This is a genomic window from Polaromonas sp. YR568 (assembly GCF_943369675.1).
Taxonomy (GTDB): Bacteria; Pseudomonadota; Gammaproteobacteria; order Burkholderiales; family Burkholderiaceae_C; genus Polaromonas.
In genome coordinates, this window is the sequence record NZ_CALROB020000018.1 from 39,310 (window position 1) to 58,564 (window position 19,255).

The window sequence follows — 19,255 nt, forward strand, 5'->3', positions numbered from 1 at the left end:
TGGCGCGGAAATCGCGCGCGCACCTCCGATTCGGCGGGCACGCCTTGGCGGGTTGGCGTCGGCGTCTCCGGCAGGAAAAGGCCGGCGGCGGGCGGCCGCTGCACCCGTCTCGCCGATGACGGAAGAGGAGGCCATCGTCAACGCGATGGAAGACCGGCAGCTCGTCCTGGTGGATGCCATTGCCGTATCACCCGGTGCGGCACGCCGCCGCGGCGCCGGGGCTACGGGCGAGGGCGAGGCGAGCCTTTCCGTTCCATTGGCTGCAGGCGAATCCGCCGTGGTGCTGGTCAGCCAGGACGGCGTCTACCAGTGGAAGCTGTCTGATGCCGAGGGGCCGGCGCCGGCAGAGGCACCAAACGTGCGCCGCAGCGCACGCGCCTCGCGCCGGGACGCCGCTCCCCGGCGCACCTTGGTGTTCAAGATCGCACTGCAGCCGGCGGCTTCGGTGTCGGCTGTGCAGGCGCCCCGCCGGCGCCGAGGGCTGCTCACCAAAGTGGGGGTGGGCAACGTGCTGGTGTATGTGTTCCGGTTTCTGGCCCCGCCCGTCGTCAGAGGTGTTGCCAGCCTCCTGGAACGCGATGTGAAACAGGGCTTGGTGCACATCACCTCGCCGGACCCGCGGACCTGGGTCACGCTTGCGGACGATGAACCTGTTGCCGTGCCTTCCGGCCGGGCCGCTCGCGTGTTGATGCTGGTGCACGGAACCTTCAGCTCGACCGTCGGCAGCTTTGGGGCATTGGGCGGCACGCCGCAGGGCTGCGCTTTCCTCGAGGCCGCATTGCACAAATACGACCTGGTCATCGGCTGGGATCACCCCACGCTCGGCCAGTCGCCCTTGGACAATGCGATTGCCCTGGCCGCGCGTCTTGAGCGCGTTGGTTTCGGCGAGTCGCCGGTGGTCGATGCGGTCAGCTACTCACGTGGCGGCCTCGTGTTGCGCAGCCTCATTGAGTACGTCATGCCGTCGTCGCGCCTGAAGCTGGTGGTGCGGCGCGCCGTCTTCGTGGGGGCCACCAACGGCGGAACGGAACTCGCGAATCCGAAGAACTGGCATCGCCTGGCGGACCGCTATACGAATCTGGCGGCCGCTGGCGCCCGTGTCGCCGCCATGGTGCCGGGCTTCGCATCCGCCGGCGCTATCCTGGCCGCGGCGGTCAGTGGCATCGGCGTGCTTGTCAAGGTCATTGCAAGCGCGGCGATCACCGACGCGGCTGTTCCCGGTCTTGCCGCGATGGACCCCGGCGGCGGCTTTATCCGCGATATCAACGGCCCGCAGCCCGGCCAGCCCAAACCTGAACAAACTTACTATTGCGCCATCACTTCCGAGTTCAACCTCGATGCCGCCGCGGCGCTGGCGGACGCCGGACTGATGTCGCATGGGCTGCTGCTCGCACTGGCCGACAAGGCGGCTGACGCGCTCTACGGCAAGCCCAGCGATCTGGTCGTCCCCGTTGAGTCGATGACGCAGATCGACGAATCCGTGGGGACGTATATCCGCGAACGCTTCGACTTTGGGAAAAATGGCAAGGTGCATCACTGCGCTTACTTCAGCCAGCCGGAGACCGCCGTGAGTTTATCGACATGGCTGGAAATAAACGCGCAGGTGGAGGCGGCGCCCAAGGTGGCCCGCGCTGGAGTCATCTCGAGGATGGAGGAGATGCCGGTCATCAAGCTGCGCAGCACCCAGCCGGTGGACGTCGCACTGGCGCGTGTGGAAACTGCTCGCCAGCCGTGGATCGTGATCGAGCGGCGCACCGTGGAAGATGGCAAGCCGGTGACGTTGCGATATGCCCATCCCGCCTCGCTGGGACGCGAGTGGCTGGCGCAAATGAGCAAGGTTCCCGGCGCAACCGTGCACGAAGCATTCGAATTGAGCGAGTCGCGCCGGTCACCGGAGGCTCCCGTGGGTACCGCTACCGGCGCCATACCGCCACAGGCGCTCCCGGATGACTTGCGGGACAAATTTGCAAGCCGGTTCCGGACCATCGAGATGGACAAGGGTGAGCCGGTTAACGTGACCGCGCCTGACGAGATCGCGGCGCCAAAGATGGCGGCAGCACCGAATGCCAGGCCGGCGGCCGCAGGGCGTCGCCGCAGCGCCGGTGTCAAAGCCGCGGCGAAGAAAGCGTCATCCAGGCAAAGTCCTCCTGTGGCGGCGCCCAAAGAGGTGGAATGCCATTTCCGGGCGGAAACCGATGACGAGTACGTGCTCGAACATGTGCACACCGTAGAGCTCACCGTTGCCCGGGAGGTTTTGCAACCGACAGGCCGGGGTGCAAGCGTGACCAAAGCAGGCAAGGTCAAAGCGGCGAAGCCTCTGGTCATCGAGTGCATACCGATGCTGCGTGTCTCCTTGCTGGACCCGGACGACGCCCGCGTGGAGATTCCCGTTCCTGCATCCGGTGCGCCCGCTTGTTTGCGTTTCGACCTCAAGGGCAACGAGGCCGGCAGTGGACAGGTTCGGGTGCAGGTCCGGCAGGGGCCACTGCCGCTGGTGACGCTCACGCTCGACTTCAGCGTAGTGCAGACCCGCTCCGGCACGCCGCGCCCGGTGACGGCTTCCGCCACCCTCGCCGAATTCCCCGAGACTCCGCGCGCAACCGACGAGCTGCGCATCTGGCAGCGTCAACCGGCGGGCGGCAAGACCCAATACGCCTACGAGCTGAGCTTGCCCAGCGCGCGCGTGCGCAAGGCTTTTGAGTCGCCGCTCCTTGACGTTGCTCCCGCCGAGTATGTCGCGTCCATCCACAAGCGCATCGAGGATAGATGGGCGGAGCATCGCAGCGAGAAAGAAGCTTTCGCGCGCGACTTGCGTGCCATAGGCAGCGAACTGTTCGATGAACTGTTCCCGTTGGAACTCAAGCAACTCCTGTGGAAACACTTGCAGAGCATCCAGAGTGTGCAGGTGCTGTCATCCGAGCCGTTCATCCCCTGGGAACTCGTGCTGCTGCGTAACCCTGGGCAGCGCAAGCCGGGGCCGGACGCGGCCTTCCTTGGCGAACTCGGCGTGGTGCGCTGGCTGATAGACGGCTACCCGCCGGAGGTGCTGCGGGTTCGCAAAGGCAAGGCTCGCTATGTCATTCCCGCCTATCCGGCGCCGAATGAACTGCCCGGTGCGCAGCAGGAAATTGACATGTTGAAGAACCGGTTTGGTGCGACCGAAGTGCCGGCACAAGCGGAGGCGGTGTACAGCTTGCTGGAGAAGCCGGGGAACTTCGATCTTCTGCATTTCGCCTGTCACGGCGCTGCAAACCCGATGGACATCGGAACGGCACGGCTGGAGATGCCGGGCAGGCTGCGCTCGGACGGCTCTCTGAGCGAAGAGGACATCCTGGCGACCACGGTCCGCCATGAGGCCGAACTTCGCTCCGGCGCCATGCAGCCGATCGTGGTACTCAATGCCTGCCAAAGTGGGATCAGCGGCTACACACTCAAAGGAATGGGGGGCTTTGCTGAAGCGTTCCTCCAGGCCGGCGCCGGCGTTTTCGTCGGTACAGGCTGGTCCATTGGCGATACGCCGGCCCTTGCCTTCATGAACGAGTTTTACGCGCAATTCGTGGATGCGCGCAAGCCGTTGGCAAGTGCCGCGGCCGCGGCGCGCAAGAAAGCCCGAGAGGACGGCGATGCCACGTGGCTGGCATACGTCGTGTACGGCCATCCGCGAGCCAGGGTGAACGCCTGAAGGTTTGAATTGAGTTGATCGTCAAACAGGAGAAATGACATGGCACGGAAACCAAGGTCTGCAACTGAATCCGCGGAAGGCACCCCCCTGCAAGCCGTGGTGCGGCGCGCGCATATCTGCTTCGAACGTATCGTTCCCGACGAACTCGACCCGGAACGGCATGTACGCCGCGCGCTGCGCGCGGAGATGATGGCGGCAGCCGGGACCGGCCGGAGGCTGGCTGCCGACGAGGTGGGCCGTGTAACACGCATGGCCGTGGTCACCTCGAAGAAGTGGGGCCCCGGTTTCAAGTTGCGCTGTCGCTTTCTCGACGGCAGTCCGAAGATGCAAAAGAAGGTCCGCACTGTGGCGGAAGAGTGGCAGAAGCACGCCAATGTCAAGTTGCAGTTCATAAAGGAAGGGCCGGCCGAGGTGCGTATCTCCTTCTATGCCGACGATGGCTCCTGGTCTGCCGTTGGGCGCGATGCGCTCAATGCCGCTTATTTTCCGCTGCACCAGCCGACGATGAACTTCGGCTGGGTGCGGGACGATTCCGACTCCGTGGAAGACCGGGCGGTCATCCTGCACGAGTTCGGTCATGCGCTGGGCTGTATCCACGAACACCAAACGCCTACTTTCGATCGAAAATGGAACGAGGCTGCGGTGATGAAATATTTCAAGGGGCCACCCAACTACTGGGACGAGGACGGTATTCGGCAGAACGTCCTGATGAAGTATTCGCCCAAGGGGATCAAGGCCACGCAGTTCGACGCGAAGTCGATCATGCTGTACTCGTTCGATGCGCAGCTGTTCTCGGATGGCCGGGGCCCCACCAACCAAAACTCCCGGCTTTCGCCCACCGACCAGACGATGGTCAAAAAGATGTATCCAGGTTGACGGCCCGAACGGAGTGGCGCCCGTTTTATCGCCAGCTGCGAATCTGCGCCGATCCGCAGGCAACAAGCCGGGCGCGCTTACATTTTCAGACCGTTTGACGTTGCATCCAGACCACGATCAGTGGTTTCCACCCTCGATTTGGGGTCTCCCGCGTGGAAAATGGACCCGTGAACTTTCAAACCATGCGTCCCACCCTCATCGTCAACCTTGTCGCCGCGGCTTTGCTCGGCGCTTTGCTCTGGGTCGCGATGCCGGCCGTCATTGGCCGTCCCCTCAGGCTCTGGGAAGTGTTTGTGCTTGCCGCCGTGGCCTTGGCCCTGCTCGAATTGTGGCGCTGGCACCGGCAGCGGCGCGAGCGCGAGCAAACCGAAAGCCTGCGCGACTCAGCCCTCTGGTAACGGCTACTGGCCAGCCAGCCTTGGCCGGCATCCCGCCTGTTTCCGGTGATGGCCGCCGTGAATGGGTATCGGGGCACTACTCCTCAAAGCGGCTCGTGGCGTCCCTGTCCTGCTCGTACCGTCGCGTGAGCGGAAACGGCGGCAGCCAGGGCTCGCGGCGGACGATCCAGCTTTCGTAAGTCGGCACCAGTTCGCCGGGGGTATCCAGGGATCCCAGATTCACTTCGATTTCATCGGCGGTGCGCGCGAACACCGGCGAGCCGCAACGGGGGCAGAAAAACCGCCCGGCGTAAGCGCGTGTTTCGCCGTCGATGGTCACCGCATCCTGCGGAAACACGGCCAATGCATGAAAAAGCGAGCCATGGTGCTTGCGGCAGTCCAGGCAGTGGCAAAGGCCGATCCGGTAGGGGTGTCCCGATGCTTCAATCCGGACGTCGCCGCACAGGCAACCACCTTTGAATCGTTCCATGATGTGTCTCATTAAGCTTTGTGCGGGCAAACCCACCCGCGTTCCAGGCAAGGTCAAAACGTCAAGCCTACCCACTGCGGGGCTTCGGTCTGTCGGAGGGCCCTGATACCCTTGTAGGGGCACGCCGATGCGCGCGCGGCGCGGCGCGAACAGACCGCAGGCGTGTGGTTCAGCCCGCAACGGGCAAGGGCTGGCCGCCGCCGCGCTCCAGCGGCAGCCACAGCATGAATTGCGTCCCCGCGGGCCCCGACTTCCAGCTCACCTTTCCATCAACAGCCTGGGCGCGGCGTTGCTGGTTGTGCAGGCCGCGCCCCGCGGCGGCGCCCAGGGCTTTTTCAACGTCAAATCCCTGGCCGTTGTCTTCAATGGTCACCTGAACGCCTTCGGCCGACAGTGCGGTGCCGACCCGGATCTCGCTGGCCCGGGTGTGGCGCAGGATGTTGGCGATGGTTTCCTGCACGATGCGCAAAATGTTCAGCGCACTCGACGGATCCAGCCAGGCCAGCGTGGGCATCTCCCGCACCTCCCACAACAGCGCGACGCCCGTGCCTTCCAGCCGCGGTTCCAGCCTGAAGCGCAGCGTGGCCAGCAACAGCAGCAGGTCGGCCTCGACCGGCTCCATGGAGTCGATGGTCAGCTTCAGGTCGTCCAGGCAGTCCTTGAGGATTTGCGAGACCTGCAGGTCGCTGGCATCGCCGCGCTCCACGGAACGGATGGCGCTGATCAGGTAGGAGCCCAGGCCGTCGTGCATGTCCTGCATCAGGCGCTGGCGCTCGTCGCTGATGGTCTGCCGCATCTCCGCTTCGCGCAGCCGCTGGTAGCTCAGTTCCAGTTCGGCTTCGCGCGTTTGCAGGCGCTGCGCCAGGCCGGCATTGACCTGTTCCAGGCTGGCGTTGAGCTGCTCCACCTTGCCGATGGCGTTGACGTAACGCCGGTACATCAGGAAACCGAACATGGCAAAGGTGACGGCATTCGTGTAGGCCCCCAGGAACCATCCCTCGGGGCTGATGACGTTGTTGTGCAGCAGCCAGTCGGGCACGCCCAGCAAGGTGCACACGCCCAGGCCGAGGGCCAGCAGCCGGCCTTCGCCGGAGCGGCGCCAGGCGCTGATGCCGCCCACCAGGCACACCGTGGCGGCCATCAGCACCACGATCGCGTACATCACCGGCACCAGCACGGACGTGCTCGGGAACACCGGCAACACCGCCACCACCGGCAGCGTCAGCACGCTCGTCAGCACGGTGACGCCGACCACCGCGCGCGTCAGCCAGGTGAGCGGGCGGCCGTGCAGCCGGCGCAGGAATAAATGAAACACCGTGAGCAACCAGAACAGCGCATTGCTGGTCAACCAGGCAAACCAGTCGTTGAGGATGGGCAGGCCCACGTAGTAGTGCAGGTGGCCCGCGAAAGAGACGGTGGCGAGGTTGAAGAACAGCAGGTAGTCGGTTTCCTGGCGGCGCCGCATCCACACCAGCAAGGCAAAGATGCCCACCACCAGGAAGGCCGCGCTGAGTGTGGCGGGCAGCTCGCGCTGCAGCCACTGGCGCAGGTAGTAGCGCCCGCGCAAGGCCTCGGGCGGGCCCAGCCACAGCGACGACAGGCCGACACGCACCGCGGGCGGGTGTTCCAGGCGGACCAGGATTTCGCTGACAGCCGCGTCGTCCGCGCGCTTGTCCAGCACCAGCCAGAGCGGCGTGAACAGGCTGTTCCACAACTGGCCTTGTTGCTGCGCCCGGTGCACCAGCCTGCCGTCGGCATACACCGCCACCGTGCCTTCGACCTTGAGGCGCGCCCCATAGAGCGCGAGCGGCCCGGAGGGCATGGGCTGCCCCTGCGCGGACAACCTGACCCAGGTGGTGCGGACCTTGCCGGCGGTTTGATCCGGCGCGGCGGGCAAGGCCGACGGCAGTACGGCATGCTGCCAGGGGCCCGCCAGGGCCTTGCTGTCCTGCGTGAGCGGCGGCGCGGTGAAATCCGGCGCATCGCCGGCCACCTGCCAGTCGGCCTGCGTCAGGTGCAGGCTGGCCGAAGCCGGCTGCGCACCGCCGCCCGCCAGGTACCAGGCGCCCACGGCCACCAGCACGGCCACGGAAAGGACGAACACCACATTGGCAAGAAAGGGAGCGGGGCGGTATCTCATGCGGTCTTCCGGGTAGGGCTTTGCCGATGCGCAAGGCCCGCAATGTAAAAGCTGAACATGTCAGTCATGGCGTCGGCATAACGTTTGATCTCCGCGTCGGTGCGGGGCGTTTCCGAAAATTCCTTGCCGGCGGCGCCCAGCGTGGTGGTGATCAGGTCGCTGGCCAGCGCACAGGTGTCCCGGGATGCGCCGGGAAGCACTTCCTTGATGAATGCCTTGAAGATCTTTTCACCCGCGGCTCGCGCTTCACGCGCCTCGGGCGCATCGCGGTAGAGCGGCGCGGCGTCATTGAGCGCGACCCGCATCCCGGCCTCTTCGCACTCCGAGCGGATGAAGGCATGGACCAGGCTGCGCAGCCGCTTGAACGGCGGTTCGCTCACATCACCCAGGATGCGCGCAAGCATGTCCGTGGTTTGCCGCCATTCTTCGCTCTGCAGCCTGAACAGGATGGCCGCCTTGTTCGGGAAATACTGGTAGACGGACCCGACGCTGACGCCGGCCTTTTCCGCGACGCGCGCGGTCGTGAAGCGCTGCGCCCCCTCCTTGGCCAAAACCTGAGTAGCCGCTTGCAGTATGGCCGCCACGAGATCCGTGGAGCGGGCCTGTTGCGGTTGTTTTCGGGAGGAGATCTGGGGCGTTTGGCGTCGGTTCATGGTGGCTGTCCGGTCCGCACGGGAATGCGAATGGTAAATGCGACGGATCAATCGTATCATTTAAATGCGACGGATTCGACGCATTTCATCCATTTGCCGCAAGGCATCCAACATTGCATTGACGCTTTATGAGCAACCTGAACACCCTCACCAATTTCCCGCTGGCCCCCTTGCTGGATCGCCTGTTCAAACAGGCAGACGCAGCCGGCAGCCCCGCGCTGGCGGGCGTTTCCCGCGAGGAGCGCACGCGCCTCATGCACAGCAAAACCGACTACCTGGACTTCTATACGCGGCTCAAAGACCTCTGGCTCCCGGTTTCGCGGGAAACCGGCGTGCTGCTCTACACCCTGGCGCGGTCCTCCAGGGCGCGCGCGATTGTCGAGTTCGGCACCTCCTTCGGCATCTCCACCCTGCACCTGGCGGCAGCCTTGCGGGACAACGGCGGCGGCCGCCTGATCACCAGCGAGTTTGAACCCTCCAAGGTCGCCGGGGCGAAAGCGCACCTGAGCGAAGGCGGCCTGATCGACCTGGTGGAAGTCCGTGAGGGCGACGCGCTCAAGACCCTGGGCGTTGATCTTCCCGAGGCGGTCGACCTGGTGCTGCTCGACGGCGCCAAGGCCCTTTACAACGACGTCCTGGACCTGGTGGAAAGCCGCCTCATGCCGGGTGCGCTGGTCGTCGCCGACAACGCCGGCTACAGCCCCGACTACCTGGCGCGTGTACGTTCACCGGGCAGCGGCTACCTGTCGGTGCAGTTCGGCAACGACGTCGAACTGTCCATGCGGCTCGGATGAGCTTGCCGCTTCGCCAACAACTTTGAAACTGGAATTTGCACTCATGAACATCTCCATCACCGGCCGGCCTGGATCGGCCGGGTTGCTGCGCCGGGCGAACACGCCATGACGCAAAAACGAATGCCATACCCGCCAACCCCGGCCGCCCCCGCAGCACCTGCAGCAGGCGTCTTCCTGCAACTGCTGCCGATCACGCTGGCGGTATTCGTCGCTTTCCTGGCCATGGGGATGCAGTTGCCGGTTCTCCCCCTTCATCTGCACGACACGCTGGGCATGGGAACGCTGGTCGTGGGCTCGGTCACCGGATCGCAGTTTGTGGCGGCGCTGCTGTCGCGTTCCTGGGCCGGCAACTTTGCCGACATGCGAGGCGCCAGGCGCGCCGTCATCGCCGGCTTTCTGTTGGTCGCCGCCTCGGGCCTGCCTTACGCCGCATCACTGTGGGCCCCTGACCCCGCGGCGGCGGTGTGGCTGTTGCTGCTGGGTCGCATCGTGCTGGCCCTGGGTGAAAGCCTGATCACCACCGGCGCCATGGGCTGGGCTGTCGGCCTGGTCGGGCCGCAGAACACCGGCAAGGTGATGGTGTGGATCGGCATCGCCATCTTCGGCGCCTATTCCCTGGGCGCGCCCGTCGGCGTCATGGTCAACGGCCATTGGGGCTTTGCGGGCATTGCCGCGGCCACGGTGTTGACGCCGCTGCTCGCATGGGCCGCCGTATCGGGCGTTCGTGCCGTGCCGCCCACGGCAACCCGGCGAACACCGTTTTACACGGTGCTCAGCGTCGTGTTGTGGCCCGGTATCGGATTGGCGTTGTCGAGCGTGGGCTTCGGCTTGATCGCGGCTTTTATCGCCCTTCTGTTCGCCGCCAAAAACTGGGGCGATGCATCGCTGGCATTTACCGCCTTCGGCTTTGCTTTCATAGCAGCGCGGATTTTCTTCGGGCATTTACCCGACAAGGTCGGCGGCGCACAGGTCGCGTTGGTGAGCGTCGCCATTGAAGCCGTGGGGCTGCTGCTGATCTGGGGCGCCGACACACCGGCCCTCGCTTATCTGGGCGCGGCATTGACCGGCTTCGGTTATTCGCTGGCCTTCCCGGGCTTCGGTGTCGAAGCGGCGCGGCGCGCCCCACCGCAAACCCGCAGCCTCGCCATGGGGGCGTATGTGGCGTTCCTGGATATTGCCCTGGGCGTGACCGGTCCGCTGGCGGGTGCGTTGGCCGGCGTACGCGGGATCGGTTCCGTCTACCTGGCCGGCGCCGTCACCGTCGCATTGGCGCTGGCCGTCGCCTTGAAGCTGCTGGCTGAGGGGCCATCGAAGGGAATGCGGCAAGGGTGATTTCTGGCCGGCGTTCCCGGCGTGGCCTACACCGCCGCGGACTCCTGTTCGGCCGCCTTGCGGAATGCGCCCGGGGTCAGGCCCGTCTCGCGCTTGAACACGCGGTTGAACGCGGCGGCCGATTCATAGCCCACGCGCTGCGCCACGTCGGCCAGCGAGGCGTTGCGTTGCTGCATGAGGCGCGTCGCGCAGTACACGCGCCAGTGCGTGAGGTAGTCCAGCGGCGTCTGGCCCACCACGGCGCGAAAGCGCGCGGCAAACGCCGAGCGCGACATGCCGGCCTCCTGGGCCAATGACTCCACCGTCCAGTCCCGTGCGGGATCCCCATGCATGGCCTTGACCGCGAGCGCCAGGTGGCGGTCTCCGATGGCCGCCAGCCAGCCCCGCGTGGGCGCGTCCGGGTGTGAGGAGTAGGCGCGGATCGCATGCACGAACAGCAGTTCGAACAGGCGGCTGACAACCGCGTCGGAGCCCAGGCCCGGCCCCTCCGTTTCCACGGCCAGCAACTCCAGCACCGACTGGAAGGCCAGGCTGCGGTGCTGGTCGAGTTTTAAATGCAGCAGCCTGGGCAGGGCATCGAGCAGCGGCCTGGCCTGCAGCGCATCGATCTGGAAGAGGCCGCTCACGAACGAGGTCGCCGCACCGCCGCCGCCCAGCGCAATCCGGTTGCCGACGCGCAGCTTTTCCACCTCCACGCAGGCCATCGTCAGCGAGCTCTCGTGGTCGTGCATCTGGTAAGCCTCGTCGTCAAACATCATGAAGACGTCGCCGCCCTGCAGGGCGATGGGCTCGGGATGGCTTGCCGACGTGAGGATCGCCGAGCCGCGCACCACCAATACGAACTTGACGCCGGACTCGCCACCGGAGTTCAGGCCCCAGGGGGCGCTGGCATCCAGGCGCGTGAACTGGGCTTGGCGGATGCGCATGCCGGTGAGGATGTCTGTGAGGGGATCCATGTGTGGACAGGCTTTGGACGAGTGAGCAAAAACTGTGGACTTTTGCAACTTGAACGTATCGGTATTGTGCCTAAACTTCCCTGCCTGAACAGTCCTGTGGATTGCTTTTTTTTGACTCAAATGAAAGTCTCTTTATGAAATCAGTACAGATGTCGGCACCGGGCGGCCTTGAGGTCATGGCCCTGACGGACCAGCCCGAACCCGTGCCGGGCCCCAACCAGGCCCTGGTTGAAATCACCGCCGCCGGCGTGAATTTCATGGACACCGGGGTGCGCCGAGGGCAGTTCTGGACGGAGATGCCCGACCCCAAGACCCTGGGCGTGGAAGGTGCCGGCCGCGTGCTGGCCGTCGGTTCCCAGGTGCAATCCGTTCGCCCGGGCCAGCGCGTCGCCTGGGTGTATGGGCCGGGCAGCTATGCCCAGCGCATTGCCGTCGATGCGGATGCGTTGGTGCCGGTGCCGGACGCGGTCGATGACCGCACCGCGGCGGCCGTCATGATGCAGGGCCTGACTGCCAGCCATTTCGCCACCGACTTTTATCCCGTCCAGCCCGGCGACGTCGCGCTCGTGCATGCGGCGGCCGGCGGGTTGGGGCTGTTGCTTAGCCAGATCATCAAACTGCGCGGCGGTACGGTGATAGGCCGGGTTTCGCACGCCGGCAAGGTGGCGGTGGCCAAGGCCGCCGGAGTGGATCACGTGATCGTCGACGACGGCGGCAACTTTGCCGCCGAGGTGCTGCGCCTGACCGGCGGCGAGGGTGTGCACGTGGTGTTCGACGGCTCCGGCCCCGCAACTTTCGAGGGCTCGCTCGCGTCGCTGCGCCGCAATGGGACCTTCTGCTGGTTCGGGCCGGTGCTGGGCGCGCCTGGCCCCTTGAACCTGCTCGACCTGCCCAAAAGCATCAAGATCGGTTACGCGGTCTTCAGGGACCACGTGCACACCCACGCGCTGTTGCGCAGCCACGCCGCCCGGTTGTTCGACTGGATTGCGCGCGGCGACCTCAAGGTCACGGTGGGCGGTGTTTATCCACTCGCCGATGCGGCACAGGCGCACGCCGACCTGGAGAGCCGCCGCACCACGGGCAAACTTTTGCTGCTGCCGTGACGGCTTCAGCGGACGCCCCGAAGCGCGCGGCGCTGACCGCCCGGTTGATCGCCTTCCTGCGCGCCAAAGGCCGCAGCTGCGAGGAGAACGTCAAGGTCACGCTGACGGCCTCCCTGTCGAACGTCGAGCCCTGCATCAGGGCGCAACTGCACACGGTGCAATTCGATGTCTTCTCGCGCTTTGAGGAGCGCGCCGTGCGGCATCAGGAAGCCCACCTGTACCAGGTGGCCGTCACCCGTTCCGATTTCCTCGCGCTGATGGCGCAATGCAACAAGCGCGCTGTCGCGGAATGGGTTTGCGAAGGGTTTTATATCGTCGCCCCGGCGGGCGTGCTTGCACCCGAAGAAATCCCGGCTCACTACGGGCTGCTAACGCCTGATGGAGAGAGCGGATTCACGTGCGTCAAAAGCGCCATGGCCCCGGCCAGGGCCTGAACCGCGTATCCCCGTGCAAGAGGGGCGGCGCAGCCTCAAGCCTGCGTGTCGACCAGGCTGCCCAGCATCAGGTCGCGTTGTTTCCCGCCGGCTTCCGCGGCCGCCTTCGCGCTTTCGACGGCCGGGGCATCTTTCACCGCGTCCGCAGCGCCGCCCTGGCTGCGCAGCATGGCGATCTGCTGCTGGATCATCTGCATCTGCGCGCTGACGGCATCCACCTGCAATTGAATCGCTTTCCGCGTCTCGGCATTGGTGGTTTCCGTCAACTGCTTTTGCAGGCCCACCATCTGCTTCTGCATGGCACTGAACTGCTTTTGCAGGGCGGCGACCTGCGCGTTGACACTTTTGCCGCCGGCCGCCGAAGCGCTGCCGCCCGAAGTCACTGCCGCAACCATGCTGCTCCTTGTGTTGTGAGTTCCATCCCACGGTTAACGGCAGGACAGTCAAATACTTGAGGGCCGGTGAAGGCCGCATGGCCCTGCACCCACCGCCGGCGTAAACAGGACAAAATGCGGCTTATGAACCCAACTTTCAAAACGGCCACACGCGCGGCACTTCTCGCCGCAGCGATAGCGGGCTTCGCCAGCCTGTCATTTGCCGTGGAAACCGCCGTGGTGCTGCCGGCGCCCGCCCGCGACATGGCGCCGGCGCCGTCCGCCAAGTCGGAAACCGCCGTGATTGCGGGTGGCTGTTTCTGGGGCGTGCAGGGCGTGTTCCAGCACGTTGAGGGCGTCAGCGGCGCGGTGTCGGGCTATGCGGGCGGCGACGCCAAATCGGCCAACTACGAAGCCGTCAGCGGCGGCAACACCGGCCATGCGGAGGCGGTGCGCATCACGTATGACCCCGCCAAAATCAGCTACGGCCAGATCCTGCAGATTTACTTTTCGGTGGCGCACAACCCCACCGAACTGAACCGCCAGGGCCCGGACACCGGCACCCAGTACCGGTCGGCGATTTTTCCTTCCAATGCCGAACAGCTTCAGGTGGCAAAGGCCTATGTCGCGCAACTGGACAAGGCCAAGGTGTTCAAGGCCCCCATCGTGACCACCACCGAGACAATGAAGGTTTTTTACCCGGCCGAGGCCTACCACCAGAATTACCTGACGCGTCATCCCGACGATGCCTACATCCTGGAAAACGACATTCCCAAGCTGGACAACCTCAAGAAGGTCTTCCCGAAGCGCTACCGCGCGGCGCCGGCGCTGGTGGGTGCCGCGCCGCCCGGCTAGAGGCCGGCATCTTACGGTGCGCCGCCCAGCAGAAGCCGGCGCAGCTTCTGTTTCAGCGGGGCTTCTGCAGGCGTTTCCACGCCCAGCTTCGCGCGCGTGAATTCGCGGCTTTCTGCGGTGCGCAGGTTGACTTCTTTTTCAATCTGCCCGTGCCCGTAGACAAACGCCACGTCGGCCAGTTCCAGCACGTCTTCCACGTCGTGCGTGATCATGAGCGCCGGTATGCCCCATTGGCGCCGCACCTCCGCGAGTTCCGCGCGCAGCGATTGCCGCAGCATGGGATTGAGTGAGGCGAAAGGCTCGTCCAGCAACAGGATTTGCGGCTGGCAGGCCAGCGCGCGGGCCAGTGCAACGCGCTGCCGCTGGCCGCCGGAGAGGGTGTCCGGCCGGCTACCGGCCATGGCGGCGAGGTCGAAACGCTCCAGCAGCGACTGCACCTGGGCGCGGTCTTGTTCCGCAAGGCCGCGTCGCCAGCTCGTCAGGCCGAACTCGATGTTCTTGCGCACGGACAGGTGGGGGAACAGCGCATAGTCCTGGAACAGGTAGCCGATGCGCCGCTGCGAGGGCGGCATGTGGATGCCGGCCGCCGAATCGTAGAGCGTGCGGCCGTCTATCTTGATGTGGCCTTTGGCGGGATGCAGCAATCCCGCGATGGCCTGCAGTGTCAACGTCTTGCCGGAGCCCGAAGGCCCGTACAGGGCCGCGAACGGCGCGTCGGTCGAGAAGGCGACGCGCAGGTCGAAGCGTCGCTGACCGTCGCTGACTGACAACTGCAGGGCTACGTCAATCACGGCTTGCCGAAACCATATTTGGTGAGCACCTGCTGGGCGGCGTCGGTGGACAGGAAGTTGACGAAGTCCCGGGCGACGGCTTTTTGTTTGCTGTCCGCCACCACGGCCACCGGGTAGGCGACCGGCGTATGGCCTTCAGGCGACAGCACGATCCTGACCTTGTCGCCCATGACGGCGGCGTCGGTGCGATAGACAAAACCCGCCTCGACCTCGCCGCGGCCGACATAGTCCAGCACCTGGCGCACGCTGTCGGCCTGGACGAATTTGGGCTCCAGCGTGGTCCACAAGTTGGCCGCGTCCAGCGCCTGTTTGGTGTAGCGGCCCACCGGCACGGTCGCGACCTTGCCGACGGCAATCTTCCTGACGGCGGGGCCGGAGAGGTCCTGCAGGCGCTTGATGCCCACACCGTCCCTGGCCGGCTCTATCAGCACCAGGCTGTTGGTGGCGAAGTTCTTGCGCGTGTCGGTGTCCACGAGTTTCTGGTCGGCGGCGCGCACCATGGTTTCCTGGTCCGCGCTGGCGAAGACGTCGACAGGCGCGCCCTGGCTGATCTGCTGCAGCAGCACGCCCGATGCGGCGAAGTTGAAGCGCACCGTGGCGCCCGGCTTGGCGGCTTCGAATTTGGGCCCCAACTCCTTGAAGGCGTCGGTCAGGCTGGCCGCGGCGGAGACGGTGATCTGCTGCGCGGCCGCGCCCAGGGGCAATGCCAGTGCAAGGACGAGCGGCAGGAGGCGGGAAAGAAGGCGGGAATGGAGGCGAGCTGGGCGCATGGTTCAGGTCCTTGAGGTTAGCGTAAAGAGAAAAACCGGTTCGCCAGAACCAGCACGGTGATGGAAATCACGGAGGTCACGATGACCAGCATCAGCGCGACGTCGTCGTTGCCGGCCTGCACCGCGTCATAGATGGCCATGGACAGGGTTTGCGTCTGTTTGGGGATGGAGCCGGCCACCATCAGCGAGGCACCGAACTCGCCCATGGCGCGCGCAAACGCGAGCAGGGTGCCGGCCAGGATGCCCGGCCAGGCCAGCGGCAGCGTCACGCGCAGGAAAACGGAGAGCGGCGACTGGCGCAGCGTGCTGGCCGCCGCTTCCAGCGAGCGGTCGACATTGGCGAAGGCCGCGCTGGCCGACTTGAGCACCAGCGGCAGCGCCACCACGGCCGAGGCCACCACCGCCCCATGCCAGCTGAAGATGATGGTGTAGTCGAGGTGTTCGCGCAGCCAGGCGCCCAGGGGGCTGCGCCGGCCCGCCAGCATCAGGATGCCGTAGCCTAGCACCGTGGGCGGCAAGACCAGCGGCAGCATGAACACGGCTTCCAGCACGGTGCGGCCGGGAAAACGCTTGCGCGCGAACACCCAGCCCAGCGCCACGCCGGCGATCAGCGCCAGCAGCGTGGCAAAGGCCGAGACCTTGAGCGAAAGGCCCAGCGGGAACCAGTCGGTCGAAGCCAGCAGGGAAGTCGTTGTGTTCATGGGTATACGGCGGAATTGTCGCATGGGCCGCGACGGCGTGGCCTTAACAGGCTTTCAGATTTCGGGTAAACCCGTATTTCGGGGGCTGGTGGGGATTTTTCGTGGAGGCGGTGAGTGGCATGTACCCCGCCGCGTCGGCCTTATGCACTGAAAGATACAGCGCTGGCGGAACTCAGGGCGCCAGCAGCCGGGTCAGCGCCGCGATGTCGGCGGTGGCGGCCACGCGCGCGGTGTTCTCGACGGAGCGGTAGCGCTTGACCAGCTCTTCCCCCACCGGGGTCAGGGCGGTGCCGCCGCCGTGCGAGCCGCCGGCCAGGGTCTGCACGGCCGGCGAGCTGAGCGCCTTGTTGGTCTCGTCGACCAGCACCCAGGCGCGCCGGTAGGACATGCCGATCTGCCGCGCCGCCGCCGAAATCGAGCCGGTTTCGGCGATGGCCTCCAGCAGCGCGACCTTGCCGGGGCCGATGGCGATGCTGTCGTCCCGGTAAATGCGCAGGCGGAACTGGACTTTGGGTTTCATGTCCGGGATTGTGCAGGATCACGCCGCCTTCCGGCCGTGTGCCGCCCGGCAAGGCTACTGCTTCTGCCGGTAAACGTACCAGGCCGCAAACGCGGTGAAGAGGCCGATGATCACCACGATCACCAGGAAGCCGTGCGGCGAGTCGGCCAGCGGCACGCCGCCCACGTTCATGCCCAGCAGGCCGGCCACGATGTTGATGGGTAGCGCCAGCACCGTCACCATGGTCAGGATAAAGACGCTGCGGTTGGTGGCTTCGCTCACCTGCGCGGCGATTTCTTCCTGCAGCAGCTTGATGCGTTCCTTGAGCTCCGACATGTCGCGTATGGTCAGCGAAAACTCCTCGGTGGCCTGGCGCAGTTCTTCCAGGTCGCCCTCGCTGACCCAGGGCGGCGGCACGCGCAGCAGGCGGAACAGCGCGCCGGGCTCGGGCGCCAGCAGGCGCTGCAGCCGCACCAGCACGCGGCGCAGCTTGCCCAGGTCGGCGCGGCGGTTGTGCAGCCGGCCCACCAGGAATTTGTCTTCCACCACGTCGACCTGCACGGTCGCGTCGCGCACGATGCGCACCAGCACATCGCCCTGCTCGCGCAGCAGGTGGTTGAGGAAGGACACCGAGGATTCCAGCGGCTTGCCGTTCTTGATGGCGTCGCGCAGCCTGTCTATGGAGCGCAGCGGGTGTGAGCGCGCGCTCAGCGCCATGTGCGGCGCCACGTTGAGCCACAGGCTGGACATCTCGGCCGGGTCGAAGGCGAACTCGTAGGCCACGTCGTTGACCACGGCGATCAGCGTGTCGTGCGCGTCCTCGATGCGTGTGGAGCGCGAGCCCTCGTGCAGCGCTTCGAAAAACTCCGGCACCGCGTCCAGCTGCTTGCGTATGCTCGCCTCCGCCGCCGCGTCGCTCAGGTTGAAGTGCAGCCAGACGAAGTCGGATTTTCCCTTGGGCGCCTCGCTCTTGAGCCAGGCGGCCGCTTCCATGAGATCCACCGGCACGCCGGGCGCGCCGTTTTCAAACCGGTAGCCGCAGAGCAGGCCGGTCCTGTCGGCGCCGTAAGTGATGTCCATTCAGGGATGCGCGTGAAGTAGTAACAGGGCGGCACGAAAGCGCCGGCGTCCTGCCGCCGCCTCATTCAGAGGCGGCCGTCCAGTGTGTGGGGTGCGCGTGACAGTTCAGTGACAGGGGCTTGCCGCGGTTATGCCGGATTGCAGCTGCCGGGGAAAGCGATGGCGTGGCGCCACGGCCGGCGCGGGCCGGGGCGGCTCCGCCGCCAGCGGTGCGGGGCCGCTTTCGGAAAACCCGGCCACATGCGGCGCAAGCTGCGCGAAGTTGGCCGTGATGCGCGGGCACACCCAGTGGCGCACCCACAGCGAGATCGCGATCTTCGGGTCGCCCGCCCGCAGGCTCGCCATAAAACGGTCGTTGCGGAAAAAGCGCTCCACCGACAGTTCCACCAGCGGCGTGGCCTCGTCGGCGACCCAGTCCAGGAAGCCCGGGGAAATCCTGAGCTTGCTCGCCTTCACGAGGCTGGTGACCATTTCGTCCAGCGCCGCCACCGCCAGGATCTGCACGCTCTTTGGGGTCAGGGCGCCGCGCGGGGCGAGTGAAGTGGGAAAGCGGGACATGGCGGGCAAGAGGTGGGCAATGGCAAAGAACCGATCTTGCCCGCGCAAGATGACACTGGCGTGTATTCCGGCAAACCAGCCCATGCCGGCCGCTCACTGCTCGGACGGCAGCAGCATCGCAATGCGCTCGCGCAGGCCGTCGGCGCGCTCCGGGCCCGCGAGTTCTTCCACGTTCAGGATGATGTCGCGCGCGATCGCGACCATGGATTCGCGGGTGCGCGCTTCCCGAAGCTGGTCGCGGTAATGGGTGGCCATGGCCGGCATCTTGCGCACGAACATGCGCTCGCAGATGTCGAACAGGAACATGCGCGTCGTCGCCAGGGAGCGTTTGCCGTCGAAGTTGTCCGCACCCTTCGCCGCCGCCGTATCGGGCGGCGGGGTTGGCTGTGCGGGCGGCAGCATTCCCGGCTCCGTGTTCTGGAATGCGGGGCGGGGCGATTCCAGGGCCTGGGGGCTTTCACTGATGAACAGGTAGCCGGCCTCCATGAGCTTGCGCAGGATGGCGCCGTCGTCCTGTAGCAGCGCCTGCACTTCCTCATGCGTGCGCAGCCCGTCCGCCAGGAACAGCGCGCTGCGTTCGCGCAAATTCAGCACCCGGTTCCTGGATGCCAATTCGTCCCTGGCTTTGTCCGACCGGTGGAGCGTCATGCGGGCCTCGCGAGACTCATGTTGTAAACAAGCGTTCATCGTACGAAGGCTTGATGTCCTGGCTGTGACATGCGCGGCCGGCGGTTTTCGCTCTCGTGCGCATGAGGTGCCGCCGCCGGGCCGCCCCTCGACTTGATATGCA

General features: G+C 65.7%; 20 protein-coding genes. 8 read left to right on the forward strand and 12 right to left on the reverse strand.

From position 1 onward, the window contains the following. The first annotated feature begins 115 nt into the window (after window positions 1-115). The 3 genes from ACLV8F_RS11705 to ACLV8F_RS11715 all read left to right on the forward strand — a co-directional run bounded on the left by ACLV8F_RS11705 (window position 116) and on the right by ACLV8F_RS11715 (window position 4,956). Entirely contained in the window at window positions 116-3,682 is a 3,567-nt protein-coding gene (locus tag ACLV8F_RS11705) for a CHAT domain-containing protein (RefSeq protein ID WP_411884394.1), read from the forward strand. Between the two features lie 39 nt (window positions 3,683-3,721). Further along, window positions 3,722-4,558 carry a M12 family metallopeptidase gene (locus ACLV8F_RS11710; protein ID WP_411884395.1) on the forward strand — a complete coding sequence of 279 codons (837 nt, stop codon included), beginning with the start codon at window positions 3,722-3,724 and terminating at the stop codon, window positions 4,556-4,558. A 182-nt stretch (window positions 4,559-4,740) separates the two neighbouring features. Continuing rightward, entirely contained in the window at window positions 4,741-4,956 is a 216-nt protein-coding gene (locus ACLV8F_RS11715) for a hypothetical protein (RefSeq protein WP_411884396.1), read from the forward strand. A 76-nt stretch (window positions 4,957-5,032) separates the two neighbouring features. On the opposite strand, the gene ACLV8F_RS11720 is transcribed toward ACLV8F_RS11715, so the two are convergent. The 3 genes from ACLV8F_RS11720 to ACLV8F_RS11730 all read right to left on the reverse strand — a co-directional run bounded on the left by ACLV8F_RS11720 (window position 5,033) and on the right by ACLV8F_RS11730 (window position 8,218). After that, the gene (locus ACLV8F_RS11720; RefSeq protein WP_411884397.1) at window positions 5,033-5,425 is read right to left on the reverse strand and encodes a GFA family protein; all 393 of its coding nucleotides are present in this window, start codon (window positions 5,423-5,425) and stop codon (window positions 5,033-5,035) included. A 169-nt stretch (window positions 5,426-5,594) separates the two neighbouring features. Continuing rightward, entirely contained in the window at window positions 5,595-7,565 is a 1,971-nt protein-coding gene (locus tag ACLV8F_RS11725) for an ATP-binding protein (protein ID WP_411884398.1), read from the reverse strand. Beyond that, a complete protein-coding gene (locus ACLV8F_RS11730; protein WP_411884399.1) occupies window positions 7,562-8,218 on the reverse strand; it encodes a TetR family transcriptional regulator in 657 nt (218 codons plus the stop codon). The genes ACLV8F_RS11725 and ACLV8F_RS11730 overlap by 4 nt, the downstream gene beginning before the upstream one ends. Before the next feature lie 128 nt (window positions 8,219-8,346). On the opposite strand from ACLV8F_RS11730, the gene ACLV8F_RS11735 reads away from it, so the two are divergent. After that, entirely contained in the window at window positions 8,347-9,012 is a 666-nt protein-coding gene (locus ACLV8F_RS11735; protein WP_411884400.1) for an O-methyltransferase, read from the forward strand. A gap of 105 nt (window positions 9,013-9,117) precedes the next feature. After that, window positions 9,118-10,344 (forward strand): arabinose transporter, encoded by a 1,227-nt coding sequence (locus ACLV8F_RS11740; RefSeq protein WP_411884401.1) that lies wholly within the window; start codon window positions 9,118-9,120, stop codon window positions 10,342-10,344. Between the two features lie 26 nt (window positions 10,345-10,370). On the opposite strand, the gene ACLV8F_RS11745 is transcribed toward ACLV8F_RS11740, so the two are convergent. Beyond that, window positions 10,371-11,300: an AraC family transcriptional regulator gene (locus ACLV8F_RS11745; RefSeq protein ID WP_411884402.1), complete on the reverse strand. Its 930-nt coding sequence runs from the start codon at window positions 11,298-11,300 to the stop codon at window positions 10,371-10,373. A 134-nt stretch (window positions 11,301-11,434) separates the two neighbouring features. On the opposite strand from ACLV8F_RS11745, the gene ACLV8F_RS11750 reads away from it, so the two are divergent. Continuing rightward, window positions 11,435-12,403 carry a quinone oxidoreductase family protein gene (locus ACLV8F_RS11750; protein ID WP_411884403.1) on the forward strand — a complete coding sequence of 323 codons (969 nt, stop codon included), beginning with the start codon at window positions 11,435-11,437 and terminating at the stop codon, window positions 12,401-12,403. Further along, window positions 12,400-12,837: a hypothetical protein gene (locus tag ACLV8F_RS11755; protein ID WP_411884404.1), complete on the forward strand. Its 438-nt coding sequence runs from the start codon at window positions 12,400-12,402 to the stop codon at window positions 12,835-12,837. Before ACLV8F_RS11750 ends, ACLV8F_RS11755 begins: the two co-directional genes overlap by 4 nt. Window positions 12,838-12,872: 35 nt before the next feature. Here the strand turns inward: ACLV8F_RS11755 and ACLV8F_RS11760 are convergent, their stop codons facing one another. Beyond that, window positions 12,873-13,232 carry a FlxA-like family protein gene (locus tag ACLV8F_RS11760; RefSeq protein ID WP_411884405.1) on the reverse strand — a complete coding sequence of 120 codons (360 nt, stop codon included), beginning with the start codon at window positions 13,230-13,232 and terminating at the stop codon, window positions 12,873-12,875. A 123-nt stretch (window positions 13,233-13,355) separates the two neighbouring features. Between ACLV8F_RS11760 and msrA the strand changes: the two genes are divergently transcribed. Beyond that, window positions 13,356-14,066, forward strand: a complete 711-nt coding sequence (gene msrA, locus ACLV8F_RS11765) for a peptide-methionine (S)-S-oxide reductase MsrA (protein WP_411884406.1) — start codon at window positions 13,356-13,358, stop codon at window positions 14,064-14,066. A gap of 11 nt (window positions 14,067-14,077) precedes the next feature. Here the strand turns inward: msrA and ACLV8F_RS11770 are convergent, their stop codons facing one another. The 7 genes from ACLV8F_RS11770 to ACLV8F_RS11800 all read right to left on the reverse strand — a co-directional run bounded on the left by ACLV8F_RS11770 (window position 14,078) and on the right by ACLV8F_RS11800 (window position 19,113). Continuing rightward, window positions 14,078-14,857 carry an ABC transporter ATP-binding protein gene (locus ACLV8F_RS11770; RefSeq protein WP_411884407.1) on the reverse strand — a complete coding sequence of 260 codons (780 nt, stop codon included), beginning with the start codon at window positions 14,855-14,857 and terminating at the stop codon, window positions 14,078-14,080. Next, entirely contained in the window at window positions 14,854-15,627 is a 774-nt protein-coding gene (gene modA / locus ACLV8F_RS11775) for a molybdate ABC transporter substrate-binding protein (protein ID WP_411884408.1), read from the reverse strand. The genes ACLV8F_RS11770 and modA overlap by 4 nt, the downstream gene beginning before the upstream one ends. 17 nt (window positions 15,628-15,644) lie before the next feature. Further along, window positions 15,645-16,328: a molybdate ABC transporter permease subunit gene (gene modB, locus ACLV8F_RS11780; RefSeq protein ID WP_411884409.1), complete on the reverse strand. Its 684-nt coding sequence runs from the start codon at window positions 16,326-16,328 to the stop codon at window positions 15,645-15,647. A 172-nt stretch (window positions 16,329-16,500) separates the two neighbouring features. Continuing rightward, window positions 16,501-16,848: a winged helix-turn-helix domain-containing protein gene (locus ACLV8F_RS11785; protein WP_411880613.1), complete on the reverse strand. Its 348-nt coding sequence runs from the start codon at window positions 16,846-16,848 to the stop codon at window positions 16,501-16,503. A 54-nt stretch (window positions 16,849-16,902) separates the two neighbouring features. Next, window positions 16,903-17,907, reverse strand: coding sequence for a transporter (locus ACLV8F_RS11790; RefSeq protein ID WP_411884410.1), 1,005 nt, complete (start codon window positions 17,905-17,907; stop codon window positions 16,903-16,905). Between the two features lie 105 nt (window positions 17,908-18,012). After that, window positions 18,013-18,465: a hypothetical protein gene (locus ACLV8F_RS11795; protein ID WP_411884411.1), complete on the reverse strand. Its 453-nt coding sequence runs from the start codon at window positions 18,463-18,465 to the stop codon at window positions 18,013-18,015. Window positions 18,466-18,558: 93 nt separating this feature from the next. Further along, window positions 18,559-19,113, reverse strand: coding sequence for a hypothetical protein (locus tag ACLV8F_RS11800; protein ID WP_411884412.1), 555 nt, complete (start codon window positions 19,111-19,113; stop codon window positions 18,559-18,561). Window positions 19,114-19,255 lie beyond the last annotated feature (142 nt).

Coding starts and splice junctions, on each gene's coding strand:
- ACLV8F_RS11720 (WP_411884397.1), bottom strand. CDS start 5,425: ATGGAACGATTCAAAGGTGGTTGCCTGTGCGGCGACGTCCGGATTGAA.
- msrA (WP_411884406.1), top strand. CDS start 13,356: ATGAACCCAACTTTCAAAACGGCCACACGCGCGGCACTTCTCGCCGCA.
- ACLV8F_RS11705 (WP_411884394.1), top strand. CDS start 116: ATGACGGAAGAGGAGGCCATCGTCAACGCGATGGAAGACCGGCAGCTC.
- ACLV8F_RS11730 (WP_411884399.1), bottom strand. CDS start 8,218: ATGAACCGACGCCAAACGCCCCAGATCTCCTCCCGAAAACAACCGCAA.
- ACLV8F_RS11710 (WP_411884395.1), top strand. CDS start 3,722: ATGGCACGGAAACCAAGGTCTGCAACTGAATCCGCGGAAGGCACCCCC.
- ACLV8F_RS11760 (WP_411884405.1), bottom strand. CDS start 13,232: ATGGTTGCGGCAGTGACTTCGGGCGGCAGCGCTTCGGCGGCCGGCGGC.
- ACLV8F_RS11735 (WP_411884400.1), top strand. CDS start 8,347: ATGAGCAACCTGAACACCCTCACCAATTTCCCGCTGGCCCCCTTGCTG.
- ACLV8F_RS11745 (WP_411884402.1), bottom strand. CDS start 11,300: ATGGATCCCCTCACAGACATCCTCACCGGCATGCGCATCCGCCAAGCC.
- ACLV8F_RS11790 (WP_411884410.1), bottom strand. CDS start 17,907: ATGGACATCACTTACGGCGCCGACAGGACCGGCCTGCTCTGCGGCTAC.
- ACLV8F_RS11750 (WP_411884403.1), top strand. CDS start 11,435: ATGAAATCAGTACAGATGTCGGCACCGGGCGGCCTTGAGGTCATGGCC.
- ACLV8F_RS11740 (WP_411884401.1), top strand. CDS start 9,118: ATGACGCAAAAACGAATGCCATACCCGCCAACCCCGGCCGCCCCCGCA.
- ACLV8F_RS11800 (WP_411884412.1), bottom strand. CDS start 19,113: ATGACGCTCCACCGGTCGGACAAAGCCAGGGACGAATTGGCATCCAGG.
- ACLV8F_RS11795 (WP_411884411.1), bottom strand. CDS start 18,465: ATGTCCCGCTTTCCCACTTCACTCGCCCCGCGCGGCGCCCTGACCCCA.
- ACLV8F_RS11725 (WP_411884398.1), bottom strand. CDS start 7,565: ATGAGATACCGCCCCGCTCCCTTTCTTGCCAATGTGGTGTTCGTCCTT.
- modB (WP_411884409.1), bottom strand. CDS start 16,328: ATGAACACAACGACTTCCCTGCTGGCTTCGACCGACTGGTTCCCGCTG.
- ACLV8F_RS11785 (WP_411880613.1), bottom strand. CDS start 16,848: ATGAAACCCAAAGTCCAGTTCCGCCTGCGCATTTACCGGGACGACAGC.
- ACLV8F_RS11715 (WP_411884396.1), top strand. CDS start 4,741: ATGCGTCCCACCCTCATCGTCAACCTTGTCGCCGCGGCTTTGCTCGGC.
- modA (WP_411884408.1), bottom strand. CDS start 15,627: ATGCGCCCAGCTCGCCTCCATTCCCGCCTTCTTTCCCGCCTCCTGCCG.